Below are 17,001 nucleotides of genomic sequence, written 5' to 3'. Positions count from 1 at the left end.
GCTCCGAGGGTGATCCGACCTTTTCCGCGTCAAGGGGGAACCGCGCGTGCCGCGCGGCTGCTGGCGCGGCCCCTGACCCGGAAATGGGCGGGCGAGGGCGCTGCGCGTCAGCGCAGCGCCGGGCCCAAGGCCGCCAAGGTCCGGCGGCACCAGCCGCGGGCCTGCGGGCGCGGGAGCACTCCTGGTGCGGACTGGGTGTTACGGCGCGTGGGTGGTTATCAGGAAATAGACCCATTCGCCTTTGAAATCAGGGTGTTCTGTGCGGGCCGCTGCCACCTGGGTACGCAGGAAATCAAGATAAGGCGCTGCGGGCTCGCTGAGCGGGCGGGTGCCGTCATACAACGGGTGCGAGGCGGCGAAGGCGACGGCGATTTCCTGGCCGTAGGGCGGGCCGACGGAGATTTGCAGACCCGGGTCTCCGGCCTCTTTGGCGCCGACGCGCAGGGCGCTTTCGGGGGCGGCCTCTGTCAGCGGCACCAGCTCGTTCGGGCTGAGGTGCAGCACCGCGCCGCCAGCGTCGAAGTAATCAACATAAACGTAAGCGGGGTAGTCCGGCGCAGTGAGGTCGAAGAACAGCCGGTCACCGCCGGAATAGTCGAGCACCCGGGCGTGGGCGTCGTTGCCGACCAGCAGCGGATTGGTGATCTGGTCGGTGCTTTGCGGCAGGCCGACGCTGGAAATCCCGGCCAGCGCGCCGCATTGCGGGCGGGGCAGCAGGCGCATCTGGTCGGAGACGGTGATGTCGGCGCCCATCTGGGCTTGCAGCGCCGCAAGGACCGGGCTGCGCAGCCCGTCCTCGGGCAGGTGGCCGCGGATCTCCAGCGTGGCGGTTTCCGGGACAAAGGCGGCCTGCAGGCGGGAGCAGGGGACGGCGGCGAGGATGCCGGAGACGCCATCGCGCAAGGGATCGCCTTTGGCCACCGCATCGCCGGGCTGCATGAAGGCCTGAAACGCGGCGAGGGAGACCGGGTCGATGTCGCCCGATCCGCCCTGGAACGCCAGCGCGGCCTTGATGCGGGGGGCGTCCGGGAGGACGGATGGCGTTTGCCGGGAAGGCGGAATGGTATCCGCCAGCGGTGCGGCTACGGGCTGTGCCTCGGCACCGGGCTGGCTGGCGGGAGGGGTCTGCGGCAGGGCTGCCGTGTTTGGCTGGGCCGTTGCGGCGGCGGTCAGCGGAGCATCTGTGTTTGCCAGCGCCATTAAAGGCTTCTGCGCCGCGGCCAGCAGCACTGGGGCAGCAGTGGCGGCAGCGGCAGGGGGCACGGCTGCCGCTGCCGGGGCTGCCTGCTGGAAGGCGGCCTGGGCCTGAGCCGCTTGGGCTGATTGCGGCTCCGCCACCTGGGCCCGCGCAACAGCCGGTTGGACGTCAGGCAGGTTTGCGGCAGGTGCGGTAGTGCTGGCAAGCGTGTTCGGCAGGACTTGCGCAGCGGGTGCCGCCGGGACCTGTGCAGCAGCGGGGCCAAGGTGGGCAGCCGTTGGGGCCGCGGAGGCGAGGCGGTCTGCTGCAGGGTCTCTTACCGCTGCCTCGGACTGAGGGATGCTGCCTGCGGCAAGGCCCTGGCTTTGTGCTTGGGTTTCAGGGGCTTGCTCGCCTTGCGGTGCCTGCGGAACGGCCTCGGACCGGGGGATGCGGTGGGCTTGCAGGTTGAGGCTGCTTTCCGGCGCGGGCTGCTGCGGCAGCGGATCGGGGGTGAGCGAGATCAGCAGCGCGGCGGCGCCGCCAGCGTGGACCAGGGCGGAGGCCGCAAGCCCCAGCGTCCATATGGCCGTGGCGCGCATCACCCGTCTGTTTCCGGGGTGACCACCAGCACCACGTCCCGGAATCCCAGCGCCTCGCCCTGAGCCACCAGCGGCAGCACATTGCGCAGCTCCGCCGCGCGGTGGGCGTTGATGCGCAGGCGCAGCTCCGGATCCTCTGTCAGCCGGGCAGAGAGGGCAGAGGAGAGGGCCTCGCGGGAGAGTTCCTCGCCGTCGAGTGCAAGGGCGCCTTGGGCGGAGACCGCCAAGGTAATGCCGCCTGCGGGCATGTCGCGGCCGGTGACGGCGGTGGCGGGGCGGACGTCGAACGGGGCGGTGGCGTCCATCCGGCCGATCAGCATAAAGAACACCAGCAGGAAAAACACCACGTCGATCAGGGCGATGATGGTTTCCGAGTGCGGGTTGCGGGCCGGGCGGTTGAGCTTCATTGCGCCGCCTCCAGCCGCAGAACGCGCAGGCGGGTGACGCCGACCAGCGCGGCGCTGTCCATCACGGCGATCAGTGCCTGGGTTTGGGCGGCGCCGGAGGGCAGGATTACCACTTGGGTGAGCGGTTCCTCAACAATGGCAGAAGCGAGAGTGGCACGGAGGGTGTCCTGATCCAGGGCGGTGCCGCGCAGCACCGGCACGCCGTCGGCACCGAGGCGGATCATCAGTGTGCCTGCCGGGGATTGGGGGCGTCCCGCTGCCCCTTCGGAGGGTTCCACCGCCGGGATCATGTCGAGGTTCAGATAGGTGGAGGTGACCATGAAGAACACCAGGAGGATCAGCATGACGTCGATCATCGGCACCAGCGAGATCAGGCCGCGGGGGCGTATGGGGCGGTTGAGGGTCATGGCGATCCTGCGGCGCCATCCAGAGCCAACGGAGCGCGAAGGGGCGCAGAGACCCGCGGGGGGCCGCAATCGCGCCGCCCCATGGGGGCGGGGTGCAATAGCCTGGCTGAGCGTGAAACAGCCGGCAGGCGGACCTGGGGGTTTATGATGCTAAGGCTGCGCATTGTTCAGCGCGACCCGTCGATCAGCAGCAGGCGGCCGGCGGCGCTTTCGATGGCTTGGGCGGCGGCGTCGATGCGGGCGGCAAACAGACCGGCGGCGACAGCGGCAGGGATGGCGACCATCAGGCCCGCGGCGGTGGTCAGCAGCGCCTGCCAGATGCCGCCGGCAAGGACGGAGGCATTGGCCGCACCCTGTGCCAGTTCCAGCTCTTGAAAGGACTGAATCATGCCCAGCACGGTGCCGAGCAGGCCCAGCAGCGGGGCGACCATGGCGATCAGCTCCAAAAGCCGGATCAGGGAGTTCATCCGGCTGACCTCCTCATTGCCGCGGCGCTGCAGCTCGTCCTGCAGCAGCGGGCCGCGCAGTCCCTCCTGCAGGGCCTGCATGGCGTAACCCATTACCCGGCCAGCGGGGGATTTGTCGGTCTCGATGCTTAGCTGAGCGCGTGTGCGGTCGCCGTCCTTCCACAGATCCAATGCCTGCTCGCGGGACGCCGCGCCGGAGCGCACCGGCCAGAGCTGGATCAGTTTCACCGCGATCACGGTGACCGACAGCAGAGACATCAGCGCCAGAAGCGCAATCACCGGGCCGCCGGTGCCGAGCATTTCCCAGGTGCCGCTCATGGCTTACTTCACCAGCGGCGCGGCAGCGCGGGAGCCGAGCTCCAGGATCGGGAAGCAATCCATCTGATCCTCGTTCTGGGGCTGGCAGGAGGTGATGTCATGCAGCAGGATTTCGGAGATGTTGCTGCAGGCGATTTCCGGGATCTCGAACAGTTTCAGGGTGGTGCGCTGGACCGGCAGCGGCGCGGCGTCGATTGACAGGAGGCGGTCGATCACCCCGTTGCCGTCGAGAATGGCGAGCGACATCTCGAAGCCTTCGAAGCTTTTGCCGGTCTGGTTGCGGAACAGGAAAAAGGCGCGGCAGCCGCCGCTCTCGATCTCTTCGGTCTTGTTCAGCTCGACCTGCAAGGCGCCGGGTTCCGCCGTGGCGGCGAGCGGCAGGCAGATCAGGGCGAGGGCAGTCAGCAGGCGGGTCAGGGGCATCACTGTCTCCGGGGTCCGGTGGGATGCCCAGCCCGCAACCGCTGCGGGCCGGGCTGTTGTTCGGGGTCAGACCAGGGCTGTCAGCGCCTTTTCGATGCGGTCCATGGCATCGCGGGCGGAGTCGAGGTCGCGGCGTTTCAGGTGGCGGGCGGCAACATGCAGGGCGCGGGCCAGGCGGCCGCGGACCTCGCCGGGGGCGCGGGCGACATTGGCCTGCAGCGACTGGGCGCGCTTGACCTGCGCGCCCAGGCTGCGCTGATCCATTTCGCGCTGGCCGCGTTTCATCGCCTTGCCCTCATCCTCGCGGTCCTTGCCGATGCGGGCGACGGCGCGTTCGATCACCAGGATCATCGTCTCCGCCTCCTGCAGGCGGCCCTGATTGATCAGGCTGACGGATTTAGCCAAGGCGCGCTTGAGCTTCAGCTCCAGCGGGCCGGGGGCGAGGCCGATGCGCGGCTGAATGCGCTTGAGCCGGCGTTTCAGCGGCGCGACGGCCTTCTTGTCGATGCCGGGAGCGGAAATGCCGGTGGCGGTCTCCTCTGTCACCTGGCCTTCGGGTTTTTCCGGTTTGAGGCTGTCCAGCAGGTTGCCGCCGTCGTCGTAGAACAGCACGTTGACCTTGGGCTTGTTGCGCTTGAGGAATTTCTTGAGCTCGGTGACCATGCGCTGCGGGGCGGTTTCGCAGATCATTTCCATTGCGCCGGAGCGCACCACATAGGTGCCCCAGGCCATCGGCGGCCCGCCGCCTTCCTTCTTCATCGGGTTCTTCAGGGTCTCCGGTTTTTTGCCCGGCTGGATCATCAGAAGCGGGTCTTTGCTTTGGTCCAGGCAGAACGCAAAGCTCATCCGCTTCTTCGCGCCCTCGCGAACCATCGCTTTGACTTCCTTGCCGGAAATGCGCTCAATACTCATCATTCACCCGCCGCAAAAAGGTATCAAAACATTTGACTTTAAGATGCCGATAAGGCTCACTTAGGGTCAAGTTTTAGTTTGAGATTAGGACATCCTTAACCGCCAGTTCTGAAAAGGGCGGGGGGCTGCTTGACGTTACGTTAATTAGGCCGCAAAACCGGAAGAACAGCGGGGGGGGGCGATTAGATGGATCCGGCAGTATTGCTGCAGTCCAAAGGGGACGATGCTCCCAGCGGCGAGAACCTCGAATACGATCCGGCCTTCACCGAGATGGAGCTGGCTGCGCAGCCCGGGGAAGAATCCGTGGTGGGCAATGAGACGATCGAGGCCACGGATCCGGATTACCGCGAAGTTCAGAAGAAAGCGCTGGAGGTGCTGGAGCGCAGCCATGACCTGCGCGCGGCAGTGTTTCTGGGGGATGCGCTGCTGCATTCCGAGGGGCTGACCGGGTTTGCCGGTGTCACGGCCTATATCCGCGGCTGCCTGGAGGACTTCTGGAAAACCTGCCATCCCGAACTGGATGAGGATGACGGTGATCCGACAATGCGGATCAACGCCATTCAGGACCTGTGCGGCCAGCCGGACGGAATGGCGGGGCCGTCGCCCTTGTACCGGTCCTTGCGCCGGGCGCCGCTGACCGAAAGCCGCGGCTTCGGGCGGTTTTCGCTGCGGGATATCGAGATTGCCGAGGGCGTGATGATGGCGCCCGCGGACATGGAGCATATCCCGGACACAGCCACCATCGGCGCCGCCTTTCAGGACAGCGGCGAAGAGGTCCTGGCGGAACGGCTGTCGGCCATTGAGACGGCGGAGGAAAATGTCCGGGCAATTTCCGCGGTGTTTGACGAGCAGACACCGGGGCAGGGGCCGGACCTGAGCGCGCTGATCAAGCTGCTGCAGCAGATCGCCAAGCGCATCCGCGCCTATGGCAATGTGGGTGCCGCGGACGGCGGCGCCGAAGAAGAAGACGCGGCCGGCGGCGGCGCGGCGGAGGAGGCCGGAACGGCGGCTGCCCCGGCTGCTGCAGGCGGGCGCGCAGCGCCGGCGGCGCCGGGGGCGATCAACTCGCCCGCGGATGTCTCCAACGCGCTGGACCGGATCATCGGCTATTACCGGCGGGCGGAACCCTCCAGCCCGCTGCCGATCCTGCTGGAGCGGGCCAAGCGGCTGGTGGGGGCCGACTTCCTCACCATCATGAACGACATGGCGCCGCAGGGGGTGGACAACGTCAACCTCATTGGCGGCATCGAAGACGACGACGACTGACGGACACGGGGCATGCTGCGGCCGGTCCGGCCGCGGAGCCTGTGACAGCAAGACGAGTAAGGAGACCTAGATGGCCGGAAGTTCACAGAAATTCATTGCACGCAACCGGGCCCCCAGGGTCCAGATCGAATACGACGTGGAGCTGTATGGCGCCGAGAAGAAGGTGCAGCTGCCCTTTGTGATGGGGGTGATGAGCGACCTGGTGGGCAAATCCGAAGTGGAGCAGCCCGCGGTTGCCGACCGCAAGTTCCTGGAAATCGACGTGGACAACTTCGATGACCGGATGAAGTCGATGGCGCCGCGTGCCGCCTTCACCGTGCCCAACACGCTGACCGGCGAGGGCAACCTGGCGGTTGATATCACGTTCGAGAGCATGGACGATTTCAAGCCCGCCGCGATTGCCGCCAAGGTGGAGCCGCTGCGCGAGCTGCTGGAAGCGCGCACCCAGCTTTCGAACCTGATGACATACATGGACGGTAAGACCGGCGCCGAGGATCTGATCTCCAAGATCATTCAGGATCCGAGCCTGCTGAAAACCCTGGCCGCGCAGCCGAAACCCGGCGGTGACGCCGAGAGCGAAGAATAAAAGGGGAGGACAAAGATGGCTGAAGAAGAACTCCAGGCGGAAGCCGCTGCCGGTGAAGCCGCCTTTGGCTCTGCCGAATTCGCCAACCTGCTGCAGAAGGAATTCCGCCCCAAGTCGGACCAGGCCAAGACCGCCGTCGAAAGCGCGGTCAAGACCCTGGCTGAACAGGCGCTGGCAAATTCTGCGCTGATTTCCGACGACGCGCTGCGCTCGATCGAGAGCATCGTGTCGGAGATCGACAAGAAGCTGACCGAGCAGGTGAACATGATCCTGCACAACGAGGAATTCCAGCAGCTGGAAAGCGCCTGGCGCGGGCTGCATTACCTGGTCAACAACACCGAAACGGACGAACAGCTGAAGATCCGGGTGATGCCGATCACCAAGAAGGAGATGTCGAAGACCCTGAAGAAGTTCAAGGGCACGGCATGGGACCAGTCGCCGATCTTCAAGAAGATCTATACAGAAGAATTCAGCCAGCTGGGCGGCGAACCCTATGGCTCCTTGGTGGCCGACTACCACTTCGACCATTCGCCGCCGGATATCGAGCTGCTGGGCGAGATGTCCAAGATCGCCGCCGCCGCGCATGCGCCGCTGATCACCGGCGCCAAGCCGACGCTGTTCCAGATGGACAGCTGGGCGGAACTGTCGAACCCGCGCGATCTGACCAAGATCTTCCAGACCCCGGAATATGCCGCGTGGCGGTCCCTGCGGGACAGCGAAGACGCGAAATACGTGGGTCTTGCGATGCCGCGTTTCCTGGGCCGTCTGCCCTATGGCTCCAAGACCGACCCGGTTGAGGAATTTGCCTTTGAGGAAGACACCGCGGGAGCCGGAAGCGAGAAATACGGCTGGGTCAACGCGGCCTACGGCATGGCGGTGAACATCACCCGTTCGTTCAAGATGTACGGCTGGTGCTCGCGCATCCGCGGGGTGGAAAGCGGCGGCACGCTGGAGAACCTGCCCAGCCATACCTTCCCGACCACCGATGGCGGCGTCGATCAGAAATGCCCGACCGAGATTGCCATCGACGACCGGCGCGAGGCGGAGCTGGCGAAGAATGGCATGATGCCGCTGATCCACCGCAAGAACACCGATGTCGCCACCTTCATGGGGGCGCAATCGCTGCACAAGCCGGCCGAATATGACGATCCGGACGCCACCGCCAACGCCAATCTGGGCGCGCGGCTGCCGTATCTGTTCGCCACATGCCGGTTCGCGCACTATCTGAAGTGCATGGTGCGGGACAAGGTCGGCTCGTTCAAAAGCCGTCAGGACATGGAGTCCTGGCTGCAGGACTGGATCAACAACTATGTTGACTTCAACGCGGATATCTCCTCGGAGAACGAGAAGGCGCGCAAGCCTTTGGCCGCAGCCGAAGTGGTTGTGGAAGAGGTCGAGGGCAATCCGGGGTATTACTCCTCGAAATTTTTCCTGCGCCCGCATTACCAGCTTGAGGGGCTTTCCGTCTCGCTGCGGCTGGTATCGAAACTGCCCTCGGAAAAAGGAGGCTGATTTCCCACTCCCCAGCCTCAAACCCATCATACTGCAGTAGAGTTCTTAGTTTTTGAAAGGATAGAAAAATGGCTGCAAATATGTTCGTACACATCTCGGACATCGAAGGCGACGCGACCGAGGAACAGCACAAGAAATGGATCGTCGTCCAGTCCGCGAGCTGGAATGTTGAACGCGCTGTTGAAATGACCGACCTGGGCTCGACCCAGCGGATGCACGCAAATTCCAACTTCGGCAAAGTCGAGCTGACGTCGCAGATGGGCAAGGCGTCCAACGATCTGGCGCTGTCGGTTGCCAATGGCACCGTGCGCCCGGAAATCACCATGCACTGGTGCCGTTCGGGTGACAGCGCCAGCCAGGGCCTGCTGGTCTATTCGATCTGGAAGTTCAAGGATGTGGTGGTGGACAGCTATTCCATCTCCGCCAGCGAAGACGGCATTCCGGAAGAAACCTGGTCGCTGGCCTATGCCTCGCTGGAGCATGAGTACAAGTCGACCAACCAGAAAACCGGTAAACTCACCACCGAGGGCACCTTCAAGTGGAATGTGCAGACCGGCAAGGTCGAGTAACTCCTTTGGCTGGCCCCGGGCGTGTTTGCGCCCGGGGTCCGTTTTTTCTGACGTATTTCCAGCATCCAGTCCTAGTTGCGGAGTAGAGCCCCATGACACCCGAAGAGCATCTGAAAGCCGGTGATCCCAGGGCGGCGCTGGAGGCGCTGCAGGCCAAGATCAGGGCGGACGCCAGCAATCCGAAACTGCGGGTGTTCCTGTTTCAGCTGCTGTGCGTGCTGGGCGACTGGAACCGGGCAATTGCCCAGCTGAAGGCGGCGGCGGGGCTGGATGAAGGCGCCACGGTGATGGCGCAGGCCTACCGCGAGGCAATCATCTGCGAGGTCTACCGCGAGAAGGTGTTTGCGGGAGAGAAGTCGCCGCTGATCCTGGGCGAGCCGGAGGAATGGCTGGCGCATCTGATCGAGGCGCAGAAACTGCTGGCGCAGGGCAATCCCAAGGAAGCCGCAGAGCTGCGCGCCAAGGCGTTTGAGGCCGCACCTGCCAGCCCGGGCGAGATCAACGGCAAGCGGTTCGAATGGATCGCGGATGCCGACATGCGGCTGGGCCCGGTGCTGGAGACAATTGTTAACGGCAAATACTACTGGCTGCCGTTTGCGCAGATCGTCTCGTTCGAGGCGGAGGAGCCAAGCGACCTGCGCGACGCTGTCTGGACCGCCGGCACGCTGACGCTGGCAGGCGGCGGCGCTGTGGCGGCGATGATCCCGACCCGCTACCCGGGCAGCGAGAAGGCCGATGGGCTGTCGATGCTGGCGCGCGCCACCGTGTGGGAGGATGCCGGCGCGGAAACCTATACCGGTCTGGGCCAGCGGCTGCTGACAATCGGGGAAGAGGATATTGCCATCATGGATGTGCGCACACTCCGGATGGATGGGCACGGCGTAGAAAATGGCTGACAAGACACTGGCCGAGCGCCTGCAGCCGTCGCTGCTGGACCGGCTGACCGACAATGCACCTGGCGATCTGAAGGAAACCCGCGAGAGCCGGGTGATCGACCTGGTGCGGCTGCGGGAAATCATTCAGCGCGATCTGTCCTGGCTGTTGAACACCCAGAATGTCGAAAGCCATTTCGATGCGGAGAAATACCCGTCGGTGTCGGCGTCGGTGCTGAACTACGGGCTGGTGGAAGTGGCGGGTGAGGCCTCGACCTCTGAGAAGGCGGAGGCGATCCGGCGGTCGATCAAGCAGGCGATTGCCGCGTATGAGCCGCGGATCATCGACGGGTCGGTCGATGTGCGGCTGCAGGAGGGCACCGACGCCACCGAAATGACCGTGGGGCTGGAGATCCGCGCCGACATGTGGGCGCAGCCGATGCCGCTGGAGCTGTACTTGCGCAGCAAGGTCGATCTGACCACCGGCGAAGTCGAGATGGAAAGGGCCATGTGATGGATACACGGCTGCTGACCCATTACGAAAACGAGCTGAATTATCTGCGCGACATGGGCGCGGAATTTGCCGCCGCCTATCCCAAGATCGCCGCGCGGCTGGGGATGGAAGGGGTTGAGGTTCTTGACCCTTACGTGGAGCGGCTGCTGGAGGGCGCCGCCTTTCTGACCGCGCGGGTGCAGCTGGAGCTGGAGCTGCAGTATCCGAATTTCACCTCGAACCTGTTGGAGATCATCTATCCGCATTACCTGGCGCCGACTCCGTCGATGATGATCGCGGCGTTTGAGCCGGATGCGGCGAACTCTGCGGTGAAAAGCGGCTATGTGCTGCCGCGCGGCTCCACTTTGCGGTCGCGGCTGACCGAAGGCGAGCAGACGCCCTGCGAGTTCCGCACTGCTGCCGATCTGACCATGTGGCCGATCGGGATCACCGAGGCGCAGTATATCGACGGGCGTGGCGAGCTGGTCGCGGCGGGCGTGGCCACCGGCTATGACGCGCGGGCGGGCATCCGGCTGCGCATCAAGCGGATCGACGGCGACCCGATCAGCAAGCTGGAGATGGACAAGCTGTCGCTGTACCTGTCCGGCGCGGCGGGCAACAGCTGGCCGCTGCTGGAGCTTTTGTGCACCCAGGTGCAGGGCATCGTGGCGCGCTCCACCGACCGGCGGGCGGACTGGCAGCTGCCGCTGCGCGGCGCCAAGGTTGTGCAGAAGGGGTTCAGCCCGGAGGAGGCGCTGCTGCCGCTGCCGCGCCGGGTCTATGACGGCTACCGCCTGCTGCAGGAATATTTCGCGATGCCGGAGCGGTTCCGCTTTGTTGAGCTGCAGGGGCTGCGGGCAGGGCTGGAGAAATCCGCCGGCAATGAGGTGGATCTTTATATCCTGCTGCGCGAGGGCATGTCCGAAGTTGCCCCGATTGTGGTCCCGGAAGTGTTCCAGCTGAACGCGGTGCCCGCGGTGAACCTGTTCGAAAAACGCTGCGACCGGGTGCGGATTGCGCCGATAGATACGGAGCACCACGTGATCCCGAACCGCACCGCCGGTCTGGATTTTGAGGTTTACGCCCTGCAAAGCGTGGTCGGGATCAGCGGCGAGGGGGAGGACGATGTGGTGTTCCGCCCGTTCTATTCCGCCAATGATTTCACCGCTGCGGGCGAAAGCCACCCGGCCTATTACACGGTCAAGCGGCGGATGCGGCAGCGTTCGGAAAAGGAGCGTTTGCGCGGAGTGCGCAGCTCTTATCTGGGGTCGGAGGTGTTTCTGACGCTGGTGGACCGGTCGCAGGTGCCCTATTCGCCCGGGCTGGAGCAGCTGGCGGTCACTGCGCTGTGCACCAACCGCGACCTGCCGATGCTGCTGGCCACCGGCAATGACGATGTCTTCCACCTGCCCGAAGGCGGGCCGGTTAAGAAGGTGACGCTGCCGGTGTCGCCGACCCGCCCGCATCCGACGCTGGCGCAGGGGGATACCGCCTGGCGGCTGATTTCCCACCTCAGCCTGAATTACGTGTCGATTGCCGAAACCGGCAAGGGCCAGTCGGCGGAGGCGCTGCGCGAGCTGGTGGGGCTTTATGCGCCTTTGGGCGACCGGGTGACCGAAAAGCAGCTGGAGGGCATCCTGTCGGTCGGCGCGCGGCCCATCGTGCGGCGGATGAGCGATGAGATTCTGTCGACCGCAGTGCGCGGACTGGAGATCACGCTGGGCTTTGACGAGAGCTTTTTCGAGGGCAGCAACATCTATGCGCTGGGGGCCGTGCTGGAGCGGTTCTTCCGCGGCTATGCCAGCATCAATTCGTTCACGGAGACCGTCCTGAAAACCGAAAAACGCGGGGAAATTGCCAGATGGCGACCGGAAAAGGGCCTTGGCCGGATGATCTGAGCCACTACGGCCAGCTGGCCATGGAGCCTGAGAAACACCACGTTTTTCAGGCCCTGAGGGTATTGGAGGCGCATTTCGGCGACGCCCCCCGCCTTGGCGAAAGCCGCCGCCCGCGCGAGGACAAGCTGCGGCTGGGGCAGGAGGCGGAACTGGCGTTTCCGCCCTCGACCATTGCCGCTTTCAAACCTGCCGAAGGGGACAAGCCCGCGGTGCTGACCAACCGCTTTTTCGGCCTGTTCGGGCCGCAAGGCCCCTTGCCGCTGCACCTGACGGAATACGCCCGAGACCGCAAACGCAACCACCGCGACCCGACGATGGTGGCCTTTGCCGACATGCTGACGCACCGGCTGATGAGCCTGCTGTACCGCGCCTGGACGCAGGGCTCGCCCGCGGTCAGTTTTGACCGGGCCGATGACCCGATGGCGCGCAAGGTGGCGTCGCTGATCGGCTATAACGGCTTCAAGTTCGCCGGCCGGGACGAAATGCCGGACCTGGCCAAGCTGCATTTTGCCGGCCACCTGGCCCGCGGCGCGAAAAACCCGGAAGGGCTGGTGTCGATCCTGGCGGCGTTTTTCGAGGTGCCGGTCTCCTTGGAGGAATTTGTCGGCAGCTGGCTGGAGCTGGAGCCGGACGACCGCTGGGGCTTGGGTTATGGCGGGCTGGGGCACAGCACCAGCATCGGCAACAAGGTGTGGAGCCGCACCGCCAAGTTCCGCATCCGCATCGGGCCGCTGACGCTGAAAGATTACGAGCGGCTGCTGCCAGGCGGGGAGGCATTGAAGCGGCTGCGCGCCATTGTGCGCTCATATGCCGGCGATGTGCTGGACTGGGATGTGAACCTGGTGCTCGCGGGCGATGAGGTTCCGCGGGCAAGCTTGGGCGGTACCACCCGGCTGGGGCACACCAGCTGGATCCGCTCGCGCCCCGATCCGGATGCGGACCAGCCGGACGTGAATGATTTGTACCTGTACCCGGGATTTGGCGCCGGGGCTGAAGAGCGAGTAGAGGGAGGGATTTGAGATGACCGAGATCAGCCGCGTGGCGCTGTTTGGCAAGCTGAACAAGCTGGGGTACCAGGCCGTTGAAAGCGCAACCGTGTTCTGCAAGATGCGGGGCAATCCCTATGTCGAGCTGGTGCATTGGATGCATCAGCTGCTGGCGCAGCAGGACAGCGACCTGCACCGGATCATCCAGCATTACGATCTGGATGCGGGCAAGATCGCCACCGAACTCACCCGCGCGCTGGACATGCTGCCGCGCGGGGCCTCGACCATCTCCGACCTCTCCGATCATCTGATGGATGCGATGGAGCGCGGCTGGGTCTGGGGCTCGCTGTTGTATTCCTCGGGCCAGGTGCGCAGCGGCCATCTGCTGTTGGGGATGCTGAAGACGCCGGCGCTGCGCAACATCCTGTCGGCCATGTCGCCGGAGCTGGCGAAGATCGGCGCTGATGATCTGGCGGATAATTTCCATGACGCCACCGATGGCTCGCCCGAGGAAACGCTGGGGGCGCAGGACGGCTCCAACGTGACCGGCGGCGGCGCGGAGCCGGGCGAGGCGTCCGGTTCGATGGCGCCGGGCGCGATGGGCAAGGGCGAGGCGCTGGAGCAGTTCTGCACCGACCTGACCGAGCAGGCCCGCAACGGCGAGATCGACCCGATCGTGGGCCGGGACGAGGAAATCCGCCAGATCGTCGATATCCTGATGCGTCGGCGGCAGAACAACCCGATCCTGACCGGCGAGGCGGGTGTCGGCAAAACCGCAGTGGTCGAAGGCTTTGCCCTGCGGATCGCGCGCGGTGATGTGCCGCCGGCCCTGCATGATGTGCGGCTGCTGGTGCTGGACGTGGGGCTGCTGCAGGCCGGGGCCAGCATGAAGGGCGAGTTTGAGAACCGCCTGCGCCAGGTGATTGACGAGGTGCAGGCGAGCCCGGTGCCGATTGTGATGTTTGTCGATGAAACCCACACGCTGGTGGGGGCAGGGGGCGCGGCCGGCACCGGCGACGCGGCCAACCTGCTGAAACCGGCGCTGGCGCGCGGCACCCTGCGCACCATCGGCGCCACCACCTGGGCCGAGTACAAGAAATACATCGAGAAAGACCCGGCGCTGACCCGCCGCTTCCAGGTGGTCAAGGTCGATGAGCCGGATATCCCAAAGGCGGTGCTGATGATGCGCGGCATCGCCTCAATGCTGGAGCAGCACCACCGGGTGCAGGTATTGGATGAGGGGATCGAGGCCGCCGTCAGCCTCTCGGCCCGCTATATCCCGGCGCGGCAGCTGCCCGACAAATCGGTGAGCCTTTTGGACACCGCCTGCGCCCGCGTGGCGGTGAGCCAGCACGCGGTTCCGGCTGAGGTCGATGACAGCCAGCGCCGGATCGAGGCGCTGACCACCGAGCTGGAGATCATCGGCCGCGACGAGACCGCAGGCTATGAGGTCGCCGACCGGCGCGAGGCGGTGGAGGCCGCCAAGGCCGCCGAGGAGGAACGGCTGGCCGGGCTGACCGAGCGCTGGGACAAGGAAAAGGCGGTGGTCGAAGGCATTCTGGACCTGCGCGCCAAGCTCCGGGAGGGGGCCGCGCCCGTGGATGCTGCCGGGGATGCCGGGGACGACGCGGCGGAGGGCGCCGCCGGCAGCCCGCTGACGGAGGATGAACGCGCCAAGCTGATGCAGCAGCTGAAGGACAAGAACGCTGAGCTGGAGGCGCTGCAGGGCGACAGCGCGCTGATCCTGCCGATTGTGGACCACCAGGCGGTGGCGTCGGTGGTGGGCGACTGGACCGGCATTCCGGTGGGCCGCATGGTCAAGGATGAGATCGAAACCATTCTGAACCTGGAGGAGCATCTGGCGAAACGGGTGATCGGCCAGGACCACGCGATGAAAATGATCGCCAAGCGCATCCAGACCAGCCGCGCAGGCCTCGACAATCCGAACAAGCCGATCGGGGTATTCCTGCTGGCCGGCACCTCCGGCGTCGGCAAGACCGAGACCGCGCTGGCGCTGGCCGAGGTGCTCTATGGCGGCGAACAGAACGTCATCACCATCAACATGTCCGAATATCAGGAGGCCCATACCGTCAGCTCGCTGAAAGGGGCGCCTCCGGGCTATGTCGGCTATGGCGAGGGCGGGGTGCTGACCGAGGCGGTGCGGCGCAAACCCTATTCCGTGGTGCTGCTGGATGAAGTTGAGAAGGCGCATCCGGATGTGCATGAGATCTTTTTCCAGGTGTTCGACAAGGGCGTGATGGAAGACGGCGAAGGCCGCATCATCGACTTCAAGAACACGCTGATCCTGCTCACGTCGAATGTGGGCACCGAGACGATCATGGACCTGTGCTCCGATCCCGACCTGATGCCGGAGCCGGAGGGGATGGCGAAAGCCCTGCGCGACCCGCTGTTGAAGGTGTTCCCGCCGGCGCTGCTGGGGCGTCTGGTGACGATCCCCTATTACCCGCTTTCGCCCGGCATGATCGCGGAGATCACCAAGCTGCAGCTGGGCCGCATCCAGAAGCGGGTCGAGGAGGCGCATTCGGTGCCGGTGACCTATTCGGACGCTGTGGTCGACAAGATTGTCGAGCGCTGCCAGGAGCTGGAGTCCGGCGGCCGGATGATCGACGCCATCGTTACCAATTCGATGCTGCCGGATATCTCCAACGAGTTCCTGCGCCGCCTGATGGCGGGCACGGAGGTCAAGAAGGTCGAGATCGGCGTCACCGGCGGTGAGTTTTCATATTCATTCGAGTGACGCGGTGCCGGGCAGCCGGCACCCGTATTTAAATTAAAGAGTCACAAGGGAGAGACCTGATGGCCAAGACAACAACCGTTAAGCACAAGTTTTATGTCGTCGATCTGGTGCGGTCCAAACCCAAGCTGAATTACATCGAGATCCCGAAATACCGGGTTGATGTGGAGCTTGAAGTCACCACCAAGGGCACGCTGAAAAAGCCGGATCCGGCGCCGTCGACCAAACTGAAGCGCCTGGAAGAAGCCGGCATGGCCGAGCTGGAGCGCTATGAGAAGGTGATCACCGAAGAGGCGGTGAAGCTGGACGCCAAGGTCGGCAAGCTGATGGAGACGCCCGGGGCGGCGGCGCAGAAAGAAGCGGAAAAGATGATCCAGGCGACCAACGCCTCGATCAAGAACGCGATGGATTCGGCGGAAGGTGCCGCCCAGAAAGCCATCGAAGCGCGGCTTAAGAAAGAAGCCCAGGGCGACAAGCTGCTGAAGGAGGCGCGCGTCAAGACCACGCTCAAGGTGGGGCTGGGCACGATCAAGATCGCAGGCTCCGTGGCCAAGCTGGTGGCGACCTCCGGCGCGGATGTGACCTCTTACAAAACGATCGTGGTCGAGGTTGTGAAGCTGGGGATGGAGATTAATCAGCAGCTCAAGAACGAGGCCAAGCTGCGCAAGGACCTGTATACCGGGATCCAGGCCTATATCACCCTGCGCGGCACCGTTCTGATGCAGGCGGCGGAGCGGCAGGGGATCACCGACACCTCCGGCATTTCGGTGAAGAAGCCGATTGAGGCGATCAAGAAGCTGACCGCCAAGGCGCTGGCGATGGGGGATGAGGTGACCAAGGGCAAGGATGCCAAGTCCATCGCCAAGAACCTGCTGGATGCCACGGTCAAAGGGATCTCGGCCAAGGTGAATGACGCTGAGAAGGCCCGCAAAGCCTACCGCGAGCATACCACCAAGACGCGCAACAAGACCGACAGCCTGGGCGTTTCGGCGGACAAGCTGATGAAGAAGGTGCGCGCGTCGAAGACCCTGAAAGAGGGGGTGAAGCTGGGCGCCGAATGCATGACGCTGAAACGCGCCGCCAGTGAACTGGCTGCCAAGCTGAAGGACCGCGAGGCCTTTCTGGAGGAAATGCAGGCCCTGATGGAGGGCAACGGCATGAAGATCGACGACCAGACCACGATCCAGAAACTCAAGGAACTGGACAAGATGTCGATTGCTTCGGAAGCAACCACACTGATGGGGGCAATCAAAACCGTGAAGACCTTGGTGGACAACGTCAGCAAGGCGGTCGCCTGATCGGGACCGGCAAAGCAATGGCCCGGCCCAAAGCCGGCCGGGCCGCAGACAGG

16 protein-coding genes are annotated in these 17,001 nt (G+C 64.7%); 10 read left to right on the top strand and 6 right to left on the bottom strand.

From position 1 onward, the window contains the following. Positions 1 to 198: 198 nt before the first annotated feature. The 6 genes from CAER_RS0101820 to CAER_RS0101795 form a co-directional block, all read right to left on the bottom strand. The gene (locus CAER_RS0101820; RefSeq protein WP_027233800.1) at positions 199 to 1,779 is read right to left on the bottom strand and encodes a DUF4384 domain-containing protein; all 1,581 of its coding nucleotides are present in this window, start codon (positions 1,777 to 1,779) and stop codon (positions 199 to 201) included. Then, the gene (locus CAER_RS0101815; protein ID WP_027233799.1) at positions 1,779 to 2,186 is read right to left on the bottom strand and encodes an ExbD/TolR family protein; all 408 of its coding nucleotides are present in this window, start codon (positions 2,184 to 2,186) and stop codon (positions 1,779 to 1,781) included. Before CAER_RS0101815 ends, CAER_RS0101820 begins: the two co-directional genes overlap by 1 nt. Next, positions 2,183 to 2,593 carry an ExbD/TolR family protein gene (locus CAER_RS0101810; protein ID WP_027233798.1) on the bottom strand — a complete coding sequence of 137 codons (411 nt, stop codon included), beginning with the start codon at positions 2,591 to 2,593 and terminating at the stop codon, positions 2,183 to 2,185. Before CAER_RS0101810 ends, CAER_RS0101815 begins: the two co-directional genes overlap by 4 nt. A 167-nt stretch (positions 2,594 to 2,760) precedes the next feature. Next, entirely contained in the window at positions 2,761 to 3,378 is a 618-nt protein-coding gene (locus CAER_RS0101805; RefSeq protein WP_027233797.1) for a MotA/TolQ/ExbB proton channel family protein, read from the bottom strand. A 3-nt stretch (positions 3,379 to 3,381) separates the two neighbouring features. Then, a complete protein-coding gene (locus tag CAER_RS0101800) occupies positions 3,382 to 3,801 on the bottom strand; it encodes a hypothetical protein (protein WP_027233796.1) in 420 nt (139 codons plus the stop codon). Positions 3,802 to 3,867: 66 nt separating this feature from the next. Then, positions 3,868 to 4,716 carry a hypothetical protein gene (locus CAER_RS0101795; RefSeq protein ID WP_245597316.1) on the bottom strand — a complete coding sequence of 283 codons (849 nt, stop codon included), beginning with the start codon at positions 4,714 to 4,716 and terminating at the stop codon, positions 3,868 to 3,870. A 183-nt stretch (positions 4,717 to 4,899) separates the two neighbouring features. Between CAER_RS0101795 and tssA the strand changes: the two genes are divergently transcribed. The 10 genes from tssA (at position 4,900) to CAER_RS0101745 (ending at position 16,948) form a co-directional block, all read left to right on the top strand. Continuing rightward, entirely contained in the window at positions 4,900 to 5,979 is a 1,080-nt protein-coding gene (tssA, locus tag CAER_RS0101790; RefSeq protein ID WP_027233794.1) for a type VI secretion system protein TssA, read from the top strand. Between the two features lie 70 nt (positions 5,980 to 6,049). After that, on the top strand, positions 6,050 to 6,565 hold the full coding sequence (tssB, locus tag CAER_RS0101785; RefSeq protein WP_027233793.1) for a type VI secretion system contractile sheath small subunit: 516 nt from the start codon (positions 6,050 to 6,052) through the stop codon (positions 6,563 to 6,565). A gap of 15 nt (positions 6,566 to 6,580) precedes the next feature. Next, positions 6,581 to 8,077: a type VI secretion system contractile sheath large subunit gene (gene tssC / locus CAER_RS0101780; protein WP_027233792.1), complete on the top strand. Its 1,497-nt coding sequence runs from the start codon at positions 6,581 to 6,583 to the stop codon at positions 8,075 to 8,077. Between the two features lie 68 nt (positions 8,078 to 8,145). Next, a complete protein-coding gene (locus tag CAER_RS0101775; protein WP_027233791.1) occupies positions 8,146 to 8,646 on the top strand; it encodes an Hcp family type VI secretion system effector in 501 nt (166 codons plus the stop codon). A gap of 92 nt (positions 8,647 to 8,738) precedes the next feature. After that, positions 8,739 to 9,542, top strand: a complete 804-nt coding sequence (locus tag CAER_RS0101770) for a type VI secretion system accessory protein TagJ (RefSeq protein WP_027233790.1) — start codon at positions 8,739 to 8,741, stop codon at positions 9,540 to 9,542. Next, positions 9,535 to 10,032, top strand: a complete 498-nt coding sequence (gene tssE / locus CAER_RS0101765) for a type VI secretion system baseplate subunit TssE (RefSeq protein WP_027233789.1) — start codon at positions 9,535 to 9,537, stop codon at positions 10,030 to 10,032. Before CAER_RS0101770 ends, tssE begins: the two co-directional genes overlap by 8 nt. After that, positions 10,032 to 11,909 carry a type VI secretion system baseplate subunit TssF gene (gene tssF, locus CAER_RS0101760; protein WP_027233788.1) on the top strand — a complete coding sequence of 626 codons (1,878 nt, stop codon included), beginning with the start codon at positions 10,032 to 10,034 and terminating at the stop codon, positions 11,907 to 11,909. Before tssE ends, tssF begins: the two co-directional genes overlap by 1 nt. Continuing rightward, positions 11,873 to 12,928 carry a type VI secretion system baseplate subunit TssG gene (tssG, locus tag CAER_RS0101755; protein ID WP_027233787.1) on the top strand — a complete coding sequence of 352 codons (1,056 nt, stop codon included), beginning with the start codon at positions 11,873 to 11,875 and terminating at the stop codon, positions 12,926 to 12,928. The genes tssF and tssG overlap by 37 nt, the downstream gene beginning before the upstream one ends. Position 12,929: 1 nt before the next feature. Continuing rightward, on the top strand, positions 12,930 to 15,653 hold the full coding sequence (gene tssH / locus CAER_RS0101750; RefSeq protein WP_027233786.1) for a type VI secretion system ATPase TssH: 2,724 nt from the start codon (positions 12,930 to 12,932) through the stop codon (positions 15,651 to 15,653). 59 nt (positions 15,654 to 15,712) lie between these two features. Then, the gene (locus tag CAER_RS0101745; protein WP_027233785.1) at positions 15,713 to 16,948 is read left to right on the top strand and encodes a hypothetical protein; all 1,236 of its coding nucleotides are present in this window, start codon (positions 15,713 to 15,715) and stop codon (positions 16,946 to 16,948) included. Positions 16,949 to 17,001 lie beyond the last annotated feature (53 nt).

The sequence above is a fragment of the Leisingera caerulea DSM 24564 genome (genome assembly GCF_000473325.1).
Taxonomy (GTDB): domain Bacteria; phylum Pseudomonadota; class Alphaproteobacteria; order Rhodobacterales; family Rhodobacteraceae; genus Leisingera; species Leisingera caerulea.
This window is presented reverse-complemented; position numbering and strand designations above follow the sequence as displayed.

Bases quoted from the DNA above. Each gene is read 5' to 3' on its own strand.
- CAER_RS0101820 (WP_027233800.1), bottom strand. From the start codon at position 1,779: ATGCGCGCCACGGCCATATGGACGCTGGGGCTTGCGGCCTCCGCCCTG.
- CAER_RS0101815 (WP_027233799.1), bottom strand. From the start codon at position 2,186: ATGAAGCTCAACCGCCCGGCCCGCAACCCGCACTCGGAAACCATCATC.
- CAER_RS0101810 (WP_027233798.1), bottom strand. From the start codon at position 2,593: ATGACCCTCAACCGCCCCATACGCCCCCGCGGCCTGATCTCGCTGGTG.
- CAER_RS0101805 (WP_027233797.1), bottom strand. From the start codon at position 3,378: ATGAGCGGCACCTGGGAAATGCTCGGCACCGGCGGCCCGGTGATTGCG.
- CAER_RS0101800 (WP_027233796.1), bottom strand. From the start codon at position 3,801: ATGCCCCTGACCCGCCTGCTGACTGCCCTCGCCCTGATCTGCCTGCCG.
- CAER_RS0101795 (WP_245597316.1), bottom strand. From the start codon at position 4,716: ATGATGAGTATTGAGCGCATTTCCGGCAAGGAAGTCAAAGCGATGGTT.
- tssA (WP_027233794.1), top strand. From the start codon at position 4,900: ATGGATCCGGCAGTATTGCTGCAGTCCAAAGGGGACGATGCTCCCAGC.
- tssB (WP_027233793.1), top strand. From the start codon at position 6,050: ATGGCCGGAAGTTCACAGAAATTCATTGCACGCAACCGGGCCCCCAGG.
- tssC (WP_027233792.1), top strand. From the start codon at position 6,581: ATGGCTGAAGAAGAACTCCAGGCGGAAGCCGCTGCCGGTGAAGCCGCC.
- CAER_RS0101775 (WP_027233791.1), top strand. From the start codon at position 8,146: ATGGCTGCAAATATGTTCGTACACATCTCGGACATCGAAGGCGACGCG.
- CAER_RS0101770 (WP_027233790.1), top strand. From the start codon at position 8,739: ATGACACCCGAAGAGCATCTGAAAGCCGGTGATCCCAGGGCGGCGCTG.
- tssE (WP_027233789.1), top strand. From the start codon at position 9,535: ATGGCTGACAAGACACTGGCCGAGCGCCTGCAGCCGTCGCTGCTGGAC.
- tssF (WP_027233788.1), top strand. From the start codon at position 10,032: ATGGATACACGGCTGCTGACCCATTACGAAAACGAGCTGAATTATCTG.
- tssG (WP_027233787.1), top strand. From the start codon at position 11,873: ATGGCGACCGGAAAAGGGCCTTGGCCGGATGATCTGAGCCACTACGGC.
- tssH (WP_027233786.1), top strand. From the start codon at position 12,930: ATGACCGAGATCAGCCGCGTGGCGCTGTTTGGCAAGCTGAACAAGCTG.
- CAER_RS0101745 (WP_027233785.1), top strand. From the start codon at position 15,713: ATGGCCAAGACAACAACCGTTAAGCACAAGTTTTATGTCGTCGATCTG.